Source organism: Alkanindiges hydrocarboniclasticus, assembly GCF_001982605.1.
In the GTDB taxonomy this organism is placed as follows: domain Bacteria; phylum Pseudomonadota; class Gammaproteobacteria; order Pseudomonadales; family Moraxellaceae; genus Alkanindiges; species Alkanindiges hydrocarboniclasticus.
Genome location: NZ_MLCN01000003.1, coordinates 1 through 15,513, shown reverse-complemented (window position 1 = coordinate 15,513; position 15,513 = coordinate 1). Strand labels below are relative to the sequence as shown.

The window sequence follows — 15,513 nt, the reverse complement described above, 5'->3', positions numbered from 1 at the left end:
TATCACGATGGAATGGGAGTGGCGCATGCGTGCAAAGGTATTTAGCCGTGAACAGGTGCAGGCGTGGGAGCAGCGCTGGTTTGCTGCCGGAAACAGTAGCTATGGTCTCATGCAGCAGGCCGCATGGCAAATGATGCAGCATATTGTGCAATATATCGACAGCTTAAAACAAGAGCGGTGCATACTACAATCAGGGGCAGACAACAGTATTGGAGTATGGTGCGGGGCAGGCAACAATGCTGGCGATGGCTGGCTGATTGCGGCCTACCTGAAACAGGCCGGGCTGAGCGTTTGGGTGCATGAGGTAGAGCCGCCCCGGAGTAATATGGCCAGACAGGCCAAAGCCTATGCTGTGGCACAGCAAGTCAGGATTTATTATGCCATTAGCCAGTTGCCGTCAGCTACCCTGCATATTGATGCCCTGTTTGGGATTGGCTTAAACCGTGAGGTTGGCGGGTTGTATCAGACGGCAATTCAGCAGTTTAACCAGAGTACAGGTTACAAGGTGGCGGTGGATATTCCCAGTGGTATTGAGGCCAATAGCGGGGCTATGCTGGGCATTGCCTGTGAAGTCCAGTTAACCCTAACGGTACTGGGCCTAAAAGCAGGATTGCTGACCGGACAGGGGCCAGCCTATGCGGGTAAGGTCATTCCACTGGCACTAATTCCGCCTGATGATGATTTGCAGGTATTGGCACAACTGGATCAGCTCAAGCCCCAGCTCACCAAACGCCGTAAAACCGGCCATAAGGGAACTTATGGGCATGTATTGATTGTTGGTGGTGATGAAAATATGGGCGGTGCGGCAATTATGGCTGCTGAAGCTGCACTGGTTGCAGGGGCAGGCAAGGTGACATTGCTCACTCATGAAAAACATCATGGCGCTGCGCTGAGCCGTTGTCCCAATGTAATGACGCTGGCTATGCCAATGCAGGCACAAATCAATCCGGAATTTGCCGCACAAATCAGTCAGGCCATGGATTGTATTGTGATAGGAATGGGCTTGGGACGCCATAAATGGGGCAAAACCGTCTGGCAGGCATTTTTACCGGTGCTTGAGAGAATTGATACAGTAAATCGTGTAGTGATTGACGCCGATGCGCTGTGGCATTTAGCAGCAGAACAGTTGGCTGAGGGGCAGCAAATAAAGCCTGAGTTACATCAGCACTGGTACTTAACGCCCCATTCTGGCGAAGCCGCCCGCGTGCTGGGAACAACGGCGCAAGCAGTAGAGCAGGATCGTATTGCTGCCATTTATGCCTTAAAGGAAAAATTTGGCGGTAACTGGCTATTAAAGGGCGCAGGCAGTTTAAGTCTTGATAGCGTTAATAATTCCGGCTTAAGCATTTGTGGCTTGGGCAATCCCGGCATGGCCACTGCCGGCATGGGTGATATTCTGGCGGGCATGGCTGGTAGTTTACTGGCCCAGCTACCCGATTTGCCACTGCATGAGATTGTGGCCCTGCATGCAGCAGCAGGGGATATTCTGGCACAAAATGGTGAGCGTGGCTTACAGGCCACCGATATGCTTGAGGTGATTAAACAGGTGGTGAATTAAACCGGTTGCCGTGGTTAGTCTTAGTGGTTTTTAAAATAAGCCTAGCGACGTCTGGCACTGCGGCTTCGGCCGCGTGCCATGCCACTGCCAATCAAGTTCATCACTGCAAGCCGGTCAAGGCTACCCGACGTATGCGCATGACAAATGGCACAGGCCAGTGCATCGGCGGCATCGGCTTGCGGCTTGATACTGAGGCTGAGCAAGCGCATTACCATCATTTGTACCTGTTCTTTTTCGGCAGCCCCATAACCCACCACAGACTGCTTGATTTGCCGTGCGGTATATTCTGCCACACTCAAATTCTGATTCACCAGTGCCGTAATAGCCGCGCCACGCGCTTGACCAAGCTTTAAGGCTGAGTCCGGGTTTTGTGCCATAAAAATTTGTTCAACTGCCGCCTCGGTAGGCTTATGGAAGTCAACAATACGACTAATGCCATCAAAAATCCGTTTTAAACGCTCGGGCATGTCCATGGTTTCGGTGCGAATAGTACCGGCATCCACAAACAGCAGCTTGGAACCCTCTTTTTCGACAATGCCATAACCCGTCAGGCGTGAACCCGGGTCAATCCCGATAATTAATGGCATGACGATCCTTTAAAAAACTTAATTCGCCCTTATTTTTACATAGATTGCTGAAGAATTGCTGCACTAATCTGCTAAGGTTTGCCATAAAACGCAGACTAGTCGTTTATATACTGGAAGAAAAACATGTTAAACCCTATATTAATTTTACTTGCCGGCATTGTGCTTGAGGTTCTGGCCTGGATTGGTGTTGCCCAGTTCATGAGTGGCTGGTGGATTTTCCTCTGGACTGCCATTGCCTTTGTATGGGGCTTAAGCATTTTGCGCAGTAGCGTGGGTGGCATTATGCCGCAATTGCAGCAAATGCAAATGACGGGTCAACTGAGCGGTGAGCCGCAGGTTCAGCAAAGTTTGCCCAAGGCGCTGGCTGGTTTTTTATTGCTGCTACCGGGTCTGATCAGTGATGTACTGGCCTTGCTGATTCTGATTCCGGCGGTGCAAACTGTAGTGCGCAATGCACTGACCAATATTATGATGAAGCGCCAGAATGCCATGATGCAAAACATGATGAAAGGCATGGGCGGAATGAGTACAGGTGGTGGCTTTGGGGGCGGTAATAGCAGCGGCCAGCCGGACATGATGGCAGAACTCATGCGCCGTATGCAGGAAATGCAGGGACAAGGCCCAGCCTCTGGTACGACACAATCTGGTCAGGCACACCGTCCTACCGTGATTGATGGGGAAGCCCGGCATGTAAACCCTGAGGTGAAAAAAATAAAGCCAGCCAATGATTAACCCTTAACTCAAGCTGCTTTACGCATCAATATGCATAAAGTGATTGGGGTTGATCAGAGGCGTATCCAATAAGCTTAATTTATCCACCAGAAAATGGGGCAGCAAATTAACTGAAGAAAGCTGATGAATGTTCACCCAGCTAAAAAGATGGATTTTATGATGATCCATCTTTTCAAAGGTGTCTAATTCTAGCAAAGGGCTATTGGGGTCAAGTTCAACCAAATAAAACAGGCATATTTCATGAAACTGCTTTTGCCTGTCAATAAAGAAATTTTCTACCGTCCACAAGAATTGCATGCGTGTAGGGGATTCATGCAATTCTTCAAGTAATTCACGTTGCAGTGCTTGCTCACTGGTTTCATGGAGTTTGATCCGGCCACCCGCTAGATAAGCGTAAGGTAAACTGGGCTAGCTCATGACCAGCAGACGTGATTGATGCAAAATTACCGCAGCAACCCGTAAATTAAAGCTACCAGTTACTGTATCAAAGGTAATATCTATGGGTTTTAACCCTTATTCTGCATCAGCCTGTGGATCATAAATCAAGATCGCCTTGCCTTCGGTTTCAATCATGCCCTGTTCTTCTAACGACTTAAGAACGCGCCCTACCATTTCACGTGAACAGCCTACCAGACGGCCAATTTCCTGACGGGTAATGCGAATCTGGCGGCCATTGGGCAAAATCATGGCTTCAGGCTGTGACGCCAGATCCAGCAGGCAGCGTGCAATACGGCCAGTCACATCAATGAAAGCCAGATCAGTGACCTTGCGCGTGGTATTGCGCAGGCGGCGTACCAGTTGGGCAAAAACCGCATAGCTCAGGTCAGGATAAATCTTGGCCAGTTCATGAAAAGTTTCATAGCTGATTTCTGCAATTTCACACATGGCCCGGGTGCGTACTTCGGCAGAGCGCTGGGATTTTTCTTCAAATAGGCCCATTTCGCCAAAAAAGTCACCCGCATTGAGGTAAGCCACCACAATTTCACGCTCTTCATCTTCTTCAATGATGATGGAAACAGAGCCTTTTAAAATCAAATACAGGGATGATGATTCAGCACCCGCCTGCACGATAGTGGTGCGGTTTGGATAGCGGCGGATTTGCGCATGCTTTAGCAACATTTTCAGCGAGGCTGGTAGCTGCATGGGTGAAAAAACATCGGTGCTTAACGAAGAGCCAGAAGACGCATACATATTTTAAATTCCCAAAAGTTGACGCCTCAAACCATTACCGTCATGCAATGTTGACTAAAAAGTTGATTTGCTTGCACCAATACTGAATATCATCCATGCAGTATTTATGCTAGGGTAGAGGCAAGCCCTAACTTTAAAACCTTTACGCAGGAGTTGCAATGCACGCCAGTGTCCGTTGGCTTGAAAATGTTGCTTTTGAAGCCAAATCTGCAAGTGGTCATTCCATTATTATGGATGGTTCACCCGAATATGGTGGTAAAAACCGTGGTGCACGTCCCATGGAGCTTATCTTAATGGGTCTTGGTGGCTGTGCCTCGTTTGATATTGTAACCATTCTCAAAAAAGCCCGGCAGGACATCACTGATGTGCGTTGTGAATTGCAGGCAGAACGGGCAGATAGCATTCCGGCAGTGTTTACCAAGATTCACCTGCACTTTGTGGTATCTGGTCGCAAAGTGAAGCCCAATCAGGTTGAAAAGGCGGTGCACTTGTCTGCAGAAAAATACTGTTCTGCCAGTAAAATGCTGATGGATGGTGGGGTGGAAATTAGCCATGACTTTGAAGTCATCGAAGTCGAGTAAGCGTTCACAGTTTTAGGGAATAGCGTGCTATAGACTAACTTGTCTAGTTTGTGGTTTTATTATCCGGTGCTGTAGAAATAATAAACCGCACAGAAGTAGATTTATCAAAAGGCTGCCTTTTACGCAGCCTTTTATTTTTTTAGGGTAGAACAATCTAGAAGCGGCGTGGAATGCGCTGACCGTCAGCGTGTGGCATATCGGCGCATTTTAAGGCCCCATGCAGCCACAATTCACCTTGTTGCACGGCATCTTTCAAGGGCGTACCTTGGGCCAGCCGCCCGGCAATATAGCTGGCCAGACTACAACCGGAACCATGAAATTCGGCATTAAGCCGTTGCCAGCGTGATTCTGCTACACACTCACCATTAATATACAGCCAGTGGCGAATCCGGTGCGGTTCATGCTCGTGTGCGCCTTTCACCAATAATGCATTGGCTCCCAGATCAAATAAGGCTTTGACTGCATCAGCAAGCTGCTTCTGGCCAGTCAAGGCACGTAGCTCGACGGTATTGGGGGTGATTAGGCTAGCTTTGGGAATTAAGGCAGCAAAAGCTTTTACCAAAGTAGCCTGATCACCCAAGCTGCCACCGCTATTGGCTACCAGCACTGGATCAAGCACGTACGGAATATCAGGTTTATCCTGTAAAAATTCACCCAGCATGGCAATATTAGTGGTTGTGCCCAGCATGCCAGACTTAAATGCTTTAACCGGCAGATCATGATAAACCGCATTGGCTTGCTGTAATAGCAGTTGACTGGATACGGCTTCAAAGCCATACACCTGCTGCGAGTCCTGTACCGTAATGGCCGTGCAGGCAATGGCCGCATGCGCCCCACTTTGGCCAATGGCTTCAATATCAGCCTGCAAGCCTGCGCCACCCGAAGGATCAAGACCGGAAAAACATAAAACGGTAGGGCGCATGCTCATATCAAAATTACTCATATAAAGTACATTTAAGCTTTTAAAAAGCCTAGTTCATATACCATTGGTCGTAATTTATCACCAAGTTGCTTGTATGCAGCTTCTAAGTTTACAAACGATACGGGTACATAATCACCGCTTGTATTGCGTGCTTTTAAAGCATTGCGGATTTGATACCAGCCAACATCAGCACGATTTAATTTTAATTCATTTCTAACAGTGTGATTATCAGTGTGGACAAAATAGGCTTGCCATAGTTTGCGCCCTTCTTCTAAAACCTTTTTTGCTTCGTTACTTAATTTTTTATCGCGTAAGTATTGCACCATGAAGTCACTTTCAAAGCGTTCTGAGCTGCCGACTTCTTGTTCTGTGAAGGGAATAAAATGATTGACGATAGACCACTTTTGGTTATTCCATTCAAGGTCATTTGCACTGGCGGTTAAGTTGTAGCTGTTGAATAACATCCAGATGAGGCAATCTGCTTTAAATTCGCCACTAAGTGCTTCACTCGGCTGTAAAAACTGGTCGCGGTCATTGAGCCAAGTGGGTTTAATTAATCGACGAACTGAAAAAACTATTGCTGCTTGCCATAGATTATCTAAAGTTATGAATATACCGTGACCGCCATTGAATCCAGAGGAAAAAAGAGCTGTTCTTGCTGCTTGCTGTAAATCATTGCTATTGCACCACATATAAGCAATTGCGCCCTCAGACCAATTTGTACCTCGTAAATCTTTTGTTGCTGTGGCAGGCGTTATAGCATTTTTTAGAGGAATAACTTTAAATTTGTTTGCCCTTGGTCTAGATATCCAATCAGTTAAAAGTAAATAATTTTGTGAGTTAAAATATGTTTTATCTCCGATGGGAGTTGCATTTTTATCAAGAACTTCAGTAGAAATTTCATTAATAACCCATTTTTTATCTCTATTTTGATCCGTTTTCCACAACAGAAATCCAATTGGAAACTCACCTTTTAAACCATCAAATGCTTTACTATGCACCACAAAACCACCTAAATATTGCGCACTCCATACCTGCCGAAAAACTCCAAGTGTTGGTGCATTCACATATTTTAGTGTCGAAAACATTGCTAAAGTAGCCATAGGTATTTCTTTGGCAATGCGTGCTACAAATTGGGTAAATAACTCATTGCTCGCTTTACCATAATTGTTCATTAAATAAGCTGCTGTTTTAGTTTTAGCAACGCCTATTTTACTCGCTGCAGCTTTTCCACCACTAACAACATTATCTGAACTCGTAGCCTCAGCATAAGGCGGATTAATCAGCACCAAAATCTTTTTACCTGATGCAATGGCATCACGCAATGCTTGAGGCAGCTTGTTTGTCAAACTATAATCAATTTTACCATCATCAGTGATGTCATCATTTAAGTAATCATACTGAAAGCGCGTTGCAGCCACACAGGTTTTGGTGGCTTTCATCACGTCAATATCGGCCTGATCCAGCGTACTCATAAAGATGTTACGATGATTAGAGTGTTTCACCTCAAGGTTGCCCACTCCACAACACATATCCCAAATGATGTAATCTTTTTGCCAGTTTTTGCCTAAAGTTTCACTCAATTTATCATAAGCTTTATCCACCACATGTAGCGGCGTATAAAACGCACCCTTAAAGCTGCGCTCATCTATGGGAATTAAACTATCACGACGTTCGAGTAAATAATTGCGGTATTCTGCTTTGGGTGGTCTATCATAAATCGCCCAAAACTGACGATAGCCTTCTTTGTTGCCTAATTCATAAATTTGACCAGCCAACATAAATGCAGGTTTATTATCAACAAAAATTAGTCGGGCGGGTAAATCTTTATGCGTGCTGACAATCCCATCATTCATAATGTCGGCAAAAAACAGCAAGGCATAATCTTCATTTCTGACACCGACCAGTTCTTTGCCAATCATTGTCACCCATTTATCAAACACTTGTTTTAAGTTATCAGGCGTAATTGACGTGCGAATAATATCGCCTGACTTGATGGCAACTTTAACCGTTGAAATGAACTCTTCTTCATGGGTCGCTAGCTTGAATGACACAAAGTATGTGCCAATATAAGCAGAAATAGCTTCTAAGGCTTCTTGGGTATATTGACTGGCAGACTTGCCCCATTTTACAGTTTTCTTTTCTAAAAACGGGATTACATCACTGCTTTTCATAATGGCAGCTTTTTCAGTATCAATTACCGCAAGAAACGGCGGAACAGTTTCGCCTTTATTGAGTGACTGCTGAACATAGTGCAAAAGTTGGGTAAACATGGCGTAGCTGCTGTGCTTGCCTGTATCTTTGGCTTCAAACCAAATTTCTTTTGTTTGGATATCAATCAAGCCTTTGGTATAGCTTTTTAGCCCTAATGCCTTGATATAAAAATCTTTGACGTCTTCTTCGCTTTTTGCTGTTTTAAGTTCCTGATATAAACTCATAATTTCCTTTATAAAGGCAATTGCCTATAATTTTAATGTTTTAAAGCCCTTAAAACAAAGGCTTGACCACCACCAGAATCACAATAATAATCAAGGCGATGGTCGGTACTTCATTAAAGTAGCGCCAGAACACATGGGTTTTGTAGTGGGCATTGCCAATCAGTTGCTTGCGGTAATAGCCACATAGCAAATGGTAAATCACCAAAAAAAACACCAGACTAATTTTTAAATAAAACCACAGCGCGTCATGGTAATGCCGGTAGGGGTCACCAATATCGACCAGAAAATGGCCGGTAATGGCTACTCCAATCAGTGAAGGCCACATAATGCCGCGGTATAGCTTACGCTCCATCACTTCAAAGCGCTGATGGCTCACCGTATCTTCACTCATGGCATGATAAACAAACAGGCGTGGTAAATAAAACAGCGCTGCAAACCAGCAGATAATGGCAATGATATGCAGCGCCTTTATCCACAAAAAGCTTTGCGGCATCACCAGCGTTTCCAGAGCCATGGTTAGTCTTCCCAGCGCTTGATAATCAGGCTCGCGTTAGTACCGCCAAAGCCAAAGCTATTGCTCATGATGGCATTTAGCCTGGCTGGACGTGCCTGCTGTACAATGTCAAATTCTGCTGCTTCTGGATCAAGCTCGGCAATATTAATGGACGGGGCAATAAATTCATCCTGCATCATCAGCAGGCAATAAATAATTTCCTGCACACCTGCTGCACCCAGACTATGGCCTGTCATGGACTTGGTAGAGCTAATGGCCGGGCAGTTTTCACCGAATACTTCTTTGATGGCCTTAAGCTCGGCAGTATCGCCAAGTGGCGTACTGGTGCCATGAGTATTAATATAATCAATTTTTTCAACACCATGCTGGCGTGCCTCATCCAGCGCCATGCGCATGCAGCGTACTGCACCCTCACCGCTGGGGGCTACCATGTCATGGCCGTCACTGCTGGCCCCGTAGCCCACCAGTTCTGCCAGAATTCGGGCCCCGCGTTTCTGCGCATGTTCCAGTGATTCAACCACCACCACACCGCCACCACCAGCAATGACAAACCCGTCACGATCTACCGAATAGGGGCGTGATGCCGTTTGTGGCTGCTCATTAAAATGACTACTCATGGCACCCATGCCATCAAACAAAATTGATTGCGTCCAGTGGTCTTCCTCACCACCACCTGCCAGCATCAAATCCTGTTTGCCAAGCTGGATCAGCTGTGCCGCATAGCCAATTGCATCGGCGGAAGTGGCACAGGCTGAAGAAATACTGTGGCTAATCCCTTGCAGCTTCAAACCAAGCCCAATGGCAGCAGTAATGGTATTGCTCATATTTCGCGGGACTAGCGTTGCCCCGACCTTGCGTGCACCCTTTTCACGCAGCACATCCGCAGCTTCAACAATCGTGGCTGTGGAAGCACCACCAGTGCCAGCAATCACGCCATAGCGTGGATTCTGGCCAACCTCTTCAGGCTTAAGCCCTGCATCTTCAATAGCCGCCAGCGCCGACAGATAGGCAAATGCCGATGCATCGCCCATAAAGCGTTTTAACTTGCGATCAATCAGCGTAAAGTCAGCCACAGCCGAGGCACTCACCTGACTGCGCATTCCCAGTTCGGCATATTTTTCATTAAAGCGGGTACCGGACATACCATTTTTGAGAGAATGCGTCACCGTTTGCCGATCATTTCCTAAGCAAGAATAAATACCTAATCCAGTGATGACAACACGAGTCATATTTTTAATCCCAAGAGTCAATGATTGAAGTCAGCGAGCAGCGCATCCAGCGGCAGTACATCGGTCTACAGGCGCAAGTGGGCTATCATACAAAAACCTATGCTATAAACCAAAAGTGTTTATAAATACACAAGCATCTCTATAGTAACGGCGCTGTAATAACACAGCAATAACGTATCTTGCACAGAATACGACACAAACACTATGGCGCAGGGTTGCGATACAAATAAACTCCTTGCTATTGTGGTTTCAATCAAAACAAATGTTTAGAAACCAATTGCAACGAGGAAATGCATTATGACTGATTCAGTTAATAGTGCGCAGACTAAACAATCTTCGCATGACTTGAAACATGGCTTTGCGCACCATTCACCATCATCCAGAGCCAACGCGTCACCCGATCTGTTTGATAGCTTGCGTAAAGGCAGTAAAAGTTTATCAGATATAGGGCAAAACTTACTTAAACAACTGGCTAAAAATTCAGTAAGCCGTTTATCCGAAATTCCTGCAGCTAATAGTGTGATTAATATGACTACCGATAAGCAAACGCTAAGTACCAATACACCAATCCGTGCCAATCAGCTGTTCCGTCAGCAGTTACCCGGCATTACCAAACAAATTCTGGGCAAGCGCTTTAATACCATCAATAAGCTGGCCAATCTGGTTATGCCAACAGGCAGCTTTGACAAGGCTTCGGACCAGATTCTGGAACTACTGGCCGATTTTGCCTCAACCGTAAGTGCCAGTGATCATATTATCGATGAAGCCGGGGTAAAAACTCTGGCTGAGCTGCAAGGCGATACAGCCCGTTCAGGCCGTCTGGCACGTGCCCTGAATGAAAAAAACCGTTATATCGGGATGGCACAGGGGGCGATTAGTGGGGCAACTGGCGTAGTTGGTGCTGCGGCAGATATTCCACTGTCCATGATTCTGGCTTTGCGTACCGTTTATCTCACTGGCCGTGCCTATGGTTTTGAACTAAACCAGCCAGAAGACCGCGCCATGATTTTTGAAGCGCTCTCGAATGCCGACCTCAGCCTGATTACCGAAAAGCAGGCTATTTTAATTGGCTTAAACAGTGTCAGCGGCATGCTGGGTACAGGCAATATTCAGGGCCTGCAAACCATGCTGGGTTCCAGCAACGATTTTGAACCATTGTTCAAATTGCTGTCTGATGCTAATGGCCAGCTCAAATGGCGTATCAGTGCTGCCTTGCTTGATAAAGTAACTCCCGTTATTGGCGGTGCAGTAGGTGCTATTTATACTAGTCGTTTGCTAAAAGAAGTGAGTGACAGTGCCAAGCAAGTGTTTGAGCATGCCCGTCAGCAGGGTGCAGGTCAGGGTATTGGACAGGACAGCAGCCAGCAAGCGGGCAATCAGCAGCCTTTAACCATTGAAGATAAACTGGTGAATGCTGAAACCCCAGCCACTAAAGAAGAGCAGGCTGCACAGAAAGAAGCCCAGCAAGCACTGCTAAACAATGAAGATATTGCTAAAGTAGAAGTCAGTACCCGTACTGAACATGATGCCCAGCAGGTTGATGAAGCAACCAAGGATGAGCAAATCCATGATCAACTGAGCGCCTTGGCCAATGAAATGATTGATGATAGCAGTGCCGGTGAAGATAGCGATTCTAGCCAGAAGAGCAAAGGCACGAATGCTTCTGCGCAGGAAGGTGATGCTGATGCGTCTGATGAAGATAGCACAGCGCAGAATGCCGCCCCTAAAAAGACTAGCCGCACCAGCAAAGCCAAGGCAACTGATGGGGCTGATGAAAGTGCTGCCACAGCGAGTTCAGCGCAAGACACTGACAGCAAAGCAGACGATAAAACTGATTCTGCCAAACCTGCCCGTCGCTCTACCCGTAAGACTGGTAACACAGCAACCAACAGTGCTGCAACGGCTGATAATGCCCAGTCGAGTGCCAATACCAATCGTTAATACACCTGTTGCGCGTGAACTGCTAAACTTAAAGCATCAGTAATTCATAGCGCAAAGTCTGTTTACTCTCCAGAAAGCCTGATCCAGTGTTCAGGCTTCTTTTTTTACCTGTGGGCTGGCATTGCTTTTTAATCTGGCCCGAATCTGTTGGGCATATTGTCAGCGCTTGATATTGGCCAGAATGCCCCCATTTAGTTTGCCTGTTTAAATCATTTCACTTCAAATTTGGATAGGAAGAAAGGGATAGTCATCAGCAAATACAATAGTGATGAAATCTTGACCCTTCACCGCTTATCCTCTACAATTTGATGCCCTCAAAAAGGGATGAACCTTTTTGAGGTTTTTTGTTTACGGGAGAGAGTGCCATATGGCAACTACGAATCAATTGATCCGCAAGGGTCGCAGCACTTTGGTTGAAAAGTCCAAAGTTCCTGCACTCAAAGCGTGTCCACAGCGCCGTGGCGTTTGTACACGTGTTTATACCACTACCCCTAAAAAGCCAAACTCTGCAATGCGTAAAGTTTGTCGTGTACGTTTGACTTCAGGTTTTGAAGTATCAAGCTACATCGGTGGTGAAGGCCATAACCTGCAAGAGCACAGTGTTGTGTTAATCCGTGGCGGTCGTGTTAAAGACTTGCCAGGTGTACGTTATCACACCGTTCGTGGTTCTTTAGACTGTGCCGGTGTTAAAGGCCGCAGCCAGAGTCGTTCTAAGTACGGTACTAAACGTCCTAAGAAGTAAGTTATTTGACACCGTTGATGCTTGAGACTGACTAAAAGTTTTTAGCCTTGCGGCGTTTTATAGTAAGGCCAGCGTACAGTACAGATGACACTTGTACAATCTGCTGGATTATCCTGAAGTGTCATAAAAGGTTGTTATCATGCCAAGACGTCGCGTCGTCGCCGCTCGTGAAATTCTGCCGGATCCAAAATTCGGTAGCCAAACCATCGCCAAGTTCATGAATCATGTCATGCAGGATGGTAAGAAATCTGTTGCTGAAGGAATCGTTTACGGTGCCCTTGAGCGTGTACAGGAAAAAGCAAAAGTTGAACCTGTTGAGTTTTTCGAAACTACGCTAGAAAAAGTTCGCCCAATGGTTGAAGTTAAGGCTCGCCGTGTTGGTGGTGCTACTTATCAGGTGCCAATGGAAGTACGCCCCTCCCGTCGTACCGCCCTGGCTATGCGCTGGTTGGTAGATGCTGCTGTTAAGCGTTCCGAAAAAACCATGGCACTGCGTCTGGCTGGTGAATTGCTGGATGCTGCTGAAGGCAAAGGCGCTGCCATCAAAAAGCGTGAAGATGTGCATCGCATGGCAGAAGCCAACAAAGCCTTCTCGCACTACCGCTTCTAAGCGGGCAAAACAGGCCGTTGTTGAACAAACAATCAGGAGAAGAATGATGCGTGTTGCTGCTCGTTTTAATATCGCGCTCCTTGCGAGCGGGGGATTTGCCGGCATTTAAGGCAAACGCACTTCTTTTTAGTCGCATTAAACGCCAGCATTTTTACAGGCTCGTTTAATGCGTCCTGTTTTGACTTAATTTTTAGGAAAGCAAGCAATCATGGCTCGTACTACCCCCCTAGAACACTATCGTAACATTGGTATTTCTGCGCACATTGATGCGGGTAAAACAACGACTACCGAGCGTGTTTTATATTACACCGGCGTAAGCCACAAGATTGGTGAAGTGCACGAAGGTGCAGCGACCATGGACTGGATGGAACAAGAGCAAGAGCGTGGTATTACCATTACCTCGGCTGCGACCACCTGTTTCTGGTCTGGCATGGCAAATAACTTTGCTAAACACCGTATCAATATTATTGATACCCCAGGACACGTTGATTTCACCATTGAAGTAGAGCGCTCCATGCGCGTACTTGATGGTGCATGTATGGTTTACTGTGCAGTAGGTGGTGTTCAGCCTCAGTCAGAAACTGTATGGCGTCAGGCTAATAAATATAAAGTGCCACGCATTGCATTTGTGAACAAGATGGACCGTACCGGTGCCAACTTCTTCCGTGCTGTTGAACAAATGAAAACCCGTCTGGGCGCGAATCCAGTACCCATTGCTATTCCTGTCGGTGCCGAAGAATCTTTTGAAGGGATTGTTGACCTGATCAAGATGAAAGCAATCATCTGGGATGAAGCATCTCAGGGCATGAAATTCGAATATGGTGATATCCCGGAGCATCTGGTTGATACCGCTAACGAATGGCGTGAGAAAATGGTTGAGTCAGCCGCTGAAGCGTCTGAAGAGCTGATGAATGAATATCTGGAAAACGGTGACTTATCCGAAGACCAGATTAATGAAGCGCTGCGTATCCGTACCATTGCATGTGAAATTCAGCCAATGCTGTGTGGTTCTGCATTTAAGAATAAAGGCGTTCAGGCAATGCTTGATGCGGTTATTCGTTACTTGCCAGCACCGAACGACGTTGAAGCCATCAAGGGTATCCTTGACGACAAAGACGAAACCGTTGGTGAGCGTATTGCATCTGATGACGAGCCATTTGCGGCCCTTGCATTCAAAATCATGAATGACAAGTTCGTAGGTAGCTTAACCTTCATCCGTGTTTACTCTGGCGTGTTAAAAGCTGGTTCTGCGGTATGGAATCCGGTTAAGGCCAAGAAAGAGCGCGTAGGCCGTATCGTACTGATGCATGCCAATGACCGTGAAGACGTTGAAGAAATCCGCGCTGGCGATATCGCAGCGGTTGCTGGTCTAAAAGACGTAACCACTGGTGATACCCTGTGTGATGAAAACAATGTCATTACCCTTGAGCGCATGCAGTTCCCGAATCCGGTAATTTCTCTGGCTGTTGAGCCAAAGACCAAAGCCGACCAGGAAAAAATGGGTATTGCGCTGGGTCGTCTGGCAAAAGAAGATCCTTCATTCCGTGTTCACACTGATGAAGAATCTGGCCAGACCATTATTGCTGGTATGGGTGAATTGCACCTTGAGATTCTGGTTGACCGCATGAAGCGTGAGTTTGGCGTTGAAGCAAACATTGGTAAGCCAATGGTTGCCTATCGCGAAACCATCCGCAAAGTGGTTGAGCAGGAAGGCAAGTTTGTACGTCAGACTGGTGGTCGCGGTAAATTCGGTCATGTATTCTTACGCTTGGAGCCATTAGGTGACGATCGTGAAAAAGACTACGAATTTGCTGAAGAAGTTGTCGGCGGTACTGTTCCAAAAGAATTCTTTGGCGCTGTTGACAAAGGTATTCAGGAACGCATGAAGAATGGTGTACTGGCTGGCTATCCGGTCGTTGGTGTAAAAGCCGTACTGTTTGACGGTTCTTACCACGACGTGGATTCTGACGAATTGTCGTTCAAGATGGCAGGCTCCATGGCTTTCCGTCAGGGCTTCATGAAAGCTGATCCTATCCTGCTTGAACCAATCATGAAGGTTGAAGTAGAAACACCAGAAGACTATATGGGTGATATCATGGGCGACCTGAACCGTCGTCGTGGTGTGATTCAGGGTATGGACGATCTGCCAGGCGGTACCAAGCAGATTCGCGTTGAAGTGCCATTGTCTGAAATGTTTGGTTATGCAACGTCCATGCGTTCTATGTCGCAAGGTCGCGCAACCTATTCCATGGAGTTTGTTAAATATGCTGAAACCCCACGTAACGTGGCTGAAGGCATCATTTCCAAGTTCCAGAATGGTGGTAAAGCTGGCGACGACGAATAAGTCTTTGCAGCAATAATTTAAAACTAATCTAAAAACCTACCAGTCCACTGTCCATGTTTCATGGCAGTGGGCTGATTGATGAGGAATGACATCATGGCAAAGGCCAAGTTTGAACGTAACAAGC

General features: G+C 46.5%; 13 protein-coding genes and 1 pseudogene. 7 read left to right on the top strand and 7 right to left on the bottom strand.

All coding sequences use genetic code 11. From position 1 onward, the window contains the following. Positions 1-25 precede the first annotated feature (25 nt). Positions 26-1,558: a bifunctional ADP-dependent NAD(P)H-hydrate dehydratase/NAD(P)H-hydrate epimerase gene (locus BKE30_RS00675; RefSeq protein ID WP_076876751.1), complete on the top strand. Its 1,533-nt coding sequence runs from the start codon at positions 26-28 to the stop codon at positions 1,556-1,558. A gap of 41 nt (positions 1,559-1,599) precedes the next feature. Here the strand turns inward: BKE30_RS00675 and ruvC are convergent, their stop codons facing one another. Continuing rightward, positions 1,600-2,145, bottom strand: coding sequence for a crossover junction endodeoxyribonuclease RuvC (ruvC, locus tag BKE30_RS00670; RefSeq protein ID WP_076876750.1), 546 nt, complete (start codon positions 2,143-2,145; stop codon positions 1,600-1,602). A 123-nt stretch (positions 2,146-2,268) separates the two neighbouring features. On the opposite strand from ruvC, the gene BKE30_RS00665 reads away from it, so the two are divergent. Next, positions 2,269-2,877, top strand: coding sequence for an FxsA family protein (locus BKE30_RS00665; protein WP_076876749.1), 609 nt, complete (start codon positions 2,269-2,271; stop codon positions 2,875-2,877). A gap of 18 nt (positions 2,878-2,895) precedes the next feature. On the opposite strand, the pseudogene BKE30_RS16560 reads toward BKE30_RS00665, so the two are convergent. Next, positions 2,896-3,252: pseudogene (locus BKE30_RS16560) on the bottom strand (NUDIX domain-containing protein); the annotation flags it as partial. A gap of 138 nt (positions 3,253-3,390) precedes the next feature. Continuing rightward, positions 3,391-4,068: a cAMP-activated global transcriptional regulator CRP gene (gene crp / locus BKE30_RS00655; protein WP_076876747.1), complete on the bottom strand. Its 678-nt coding sequence runs from the start codon at positions 4,066-4,068 to the stop codon at positions 3,391-3,393. A gap of 158 nt (positions 4,069-4,226) precedes the next feature. On the opposite strand from crp, the gene BKE30_RS00650 reads away from it, so the two are divergent. Further along, positions 4,227-4,649: an OsmC family protein gene (locus BKE30_RS00650; RefSeq protein WP_076876746.1), complete on the top strand. Its 423-nt coding sequence runs from the start codon at positions 4,227-4,229 to the stop codon at positions 4,647-4,649. 154 nt (positions 4,650-4,803) lie between these two features. Here the strand turns inward: BKE30_RS00650 and BKE30_RS00645 are convergent, their stop codons facing one another. From BKE30_RS00645 to BKE30_RS00630, 4 genes are read right to left on the bottom strand one after another with little or no spacing between them, the layout of a single operon-like run. Next, positions 4,804-5,571 (bottom strand): hydroxymethylpyrimidine/phosphomethylpyrimidine kinase, encoded by a 768-nt coding sequence (locus tag BKE30_RS00645; protein ID WP_076876892.1) that lies wholly within the window; start codon positions 5,569-5,571, stop codon positions 4,804-4,806. A gap of 32 nt (positions 5,572-5,603) precedes the next feature. Beyond that, positions 5,604-8,009, bottom strand: coding sequence for a hypothetical protein (locus tag BKE30_RS00640; RefSeq protein WP_076876745.1), 2,406 nt, complete (start codon positions 8,007-8,009; stop codon positions 5,604-5,606). Positions 8,010-8,058: 49 nt separating this feature from the next. Then, a complete protein-coding gene (locus BKE30_RS00635) occupies positions 8,059-8,502 on the bottom strand; it encodes a CopD family protein (RefSeq protein WP_076876891.1) in 444 nt (147 codons plus the stop codon). A 23-nt stretch (positions 8,503-8,525) separates the two neighbouring features. Further along, positions 8,526-9,752 carry a beta-ketoacyl-ACP synthase II gene (locus tag BKE30_RS00630; protein WP_076876744.1) on the bottom strand — a complete coding sequence of 409 codons (1,227 nt, stop codon included), beginning with the start codon at positions 9,750-9,752 and terminating at the stop codon, positions 8,526-8,528. 297 nt (positions 9,753-10,049) lie between these two features. Here BKE30_RS00630 and BKE30_RS00625 point away from each other — a divergent pair, with 297 nt between their 5' ends. The 4 genes from BKE30_RS00625 (at position 10,050) to fusA (ending at position 15,389) form a co-directional block, all read left to right on the top strand. After that, positions 10,050-11,693: an EcsC family protein gene (locus tag BKE30_RS00625; protein WP_076876743.1), complete on the top strand. Its 1,644-nt coding sequence runs from the start codon at positions 10,050-10,052 to the stop codon at positions 11,691-11,693. 367 nt (positions 11,694-12,060) lie between these two features. Beyond that, positions 12,061-12,435: a 30S ribosomal protein S12 gene (gene rpsL / locus BKE30_RS00620; protein WP_076876742.1), complete on the top strand. Its 375-nt coding sequence runs from the start codon at positions 12,061-12,063 to the stop codon at positions 12,433-12,435. A gap of 139 nt (positions 12,436-12,574) precedes the next feature. Further along, a complete protein-coding gene (gene rpsG, locus BKE30_RS00615; RefSeq protein WP_026472083.1) occupies positions 12,575-13,045 on the top strand; it encodes a 30S ribosomal protein S7 in 471 nt (156 codons plus the stop codon). A gap of 208 nt (positions 13,046-13,253) precedes the next feature. Continuing rightward, positions 13,254-15,389, top strand: coding sequence for an elongation factor G (fusA, locus tag BKE30_RS00610; protein WP_076876741.1), 2,136 nt, complete (start codon positions 13,254-13,256; stop codon positions 15,387-15,389). Positions 15,390-15,513: the final 124 nt, after the last annotated feature.